Source organism: Brevibacillus fortis, from assembly GCF_003013395.1.
GTDB lineage: Bacteria > Bacillota > Bacilli > Brevibacillales > Brevibacillaceae > Brevibacillus > Brevibacillus fortis.
In genome coordinates, this window is the sequence record NZ_PXZM01000085.1 from 1 (window position 1) to 1,778 (window position 1,778).

A 1,778-nucleotide genomic window follows, 5' to 3' on the forward strand; every position below is an offset into this window, starting at 1 on the left:
AAAGCATCATCGATCTACACCAAGGCACCATTTCCGTCGAAAGCACAAACGAATGGACGACCTTCACCGTTTGGTTACCGCGTACAATCGCAAGCATTTGAGAAAAGCTTTACTTTTTCTTTACCTTTCGTTTCCGTTAATTTTAATCGAAAAGTCTATCCTGACTGCATGAAGGTTACATCCTTTGTTTTTGCAGAAGTAGGAGGGCTTTTTTTATGAGGAAAACGACATGGGCTGTGCTCATGCTGATCATATTCGTCGGGTTGACGCTTTTGCGCGATACAGAATTAGCAGAAGCAGATTGGAAATTCCAAGGACCTATCAGGCTACAGGAAAAAACATACGAGAAGGTCGATGCGCGGGCAGCGCTTCTGATTGATAGTCATACAGGCGAGGTCATGTACGCACAAAATGCGGATACGCCTTACCCGGTAGCAAGCATGTCAAAAATGCTGACCGAATATATACTCCTCGAAGCCATTAAGGAAGAGCGAGTAGATTGGGCCGACGAGATCGTCATATCTGAGAATGCGGCTGCGGCTGGAGGAGCACGGGTCCATCTTGTCGCAGGAGAGGCCTATCCGATAAAAGACTTGTATAAAGCGATGGCGATCGGCTCTGCAAACAACGCAGCGGTGGCAATCGGCGAATATTTGGCGGGCAGCACATCAGCATTTGCGGAACAAATGAATTTGAAGGCAGCCGAGCTGAATCTGAGGTCGTCCTCGTTTGTGAATGCGAGCGGATTAGACAATGGAGATGGCCAAAATGAAATGACGGCTCGCGATGTAGGAATGCTCGCGTACCACTTGCTTAACGACTTCCCCGATATCGTCAAATGGACGGTCGAGCCATCCGTAGAGCTGGCTTCCACTAAAGAGAATGTAGCCAATACAAACCTCATGCTGGACGGGGGAAACGCTGATTGGAGTGTCGCAGGGCTAGACGGGCTCAAAACAGGTTATACCAGTGCTGCAGGGTATTGCTTCACGGCAACAGCGAAGCGGGGAGACAAACGTTTGATTTCCGTCGTGATGGGTGCTGAAGAAGACGCAGTACGCTTTACAGAGACCAAAAAACTGATGGAGAGAGGGTTTGACATTGGATAACGTACAAAAAATGGGTAGATCTCTAGCGCTGTTTGCCATTGCTGGGTACGCAGTGTTTGCCCTTTACTTGTTTCTCGTCGTGAAGGTATTGCTGCTTAAATTCGGCAGTTTGGATAGTAGCTTGCTATTGGATCAGTGGAAAATCATTTGGAGCGATCCGTCTGTGATCGTGGAGCGGTTGCGCTACCAGAGCAATTTGGTGCCGTTTCATGAAATCGAAAACTATGTCAAAGGCATTCGTTATTACCATAGCTGGCACAGTGCAGTGAACTTCGTAGGAAACGTGATCGCCTTCATGCCATTAGGCTTCTTGCTCCCGCTTTTGTTCCCGAAAAAAGCAGGTTCACTGTTCAGGGTAATCACGCTGTCTCTGATGCTGAGCCTCGGTGTGGAGCTGACACAGCTCGTAATGAACGTCGGAACGTTTGATGTCGATGATTTGCTCCTAAATACAGCGGGCGGAATGATCGGATATATCGTGTACTTGGTCATTTGGGTAATACAGAAAAAACGGATCATCTTTTCCGTAACTTCGAAGGCTACTTTTTAGGCACCCCTGTGGTGCTTTTTTTATTACAATTAAAAAAAGGCATTGATGAACAAAAAAGCCGGTAAGAAGAAAAAGCACAGGGCTCGCAGACCTTGACAACGCCTACCCAGTCGGAACTT

The 1,778-nt window shown here is 47.4% G+C and carries 2 protein-coding genes; both read left to right on the forward strand.

Annotation, left to right across the window (positions count from 1 at the left end):
• The first annotated feature begins 215 nt into the window (after positions 1–215).
• Positions 216–1,109: a D-alanyl-D-alanine carboxypeptidase family protein gene (locus C7R93_RS29885; RefSeq protein WP_106842178.1), complete on the forward strand. Its 894-nt coding sequence runs from the start codon at positions 216–218 to the stop codon at positions 1,107–1,109.
• Positions 1,102–1,659: a VanZ family protein gene (locus C7R93_RS29890; RefSeq protein WP_106842179.1), complete on the forward strand. Its 558-nt coding sequence runs from the start codon at positions 1,102–1,104 to the stop codon at positions 1,657–1,659. The genes C7R93_RS29885 and C7R93_RS29890 overlap by 8 nt, the downstream gene beginning before the upstream one ends.
• The last annotated feature ends 119 nt before the right edge of the window (positions 1,660–1,778 follow it).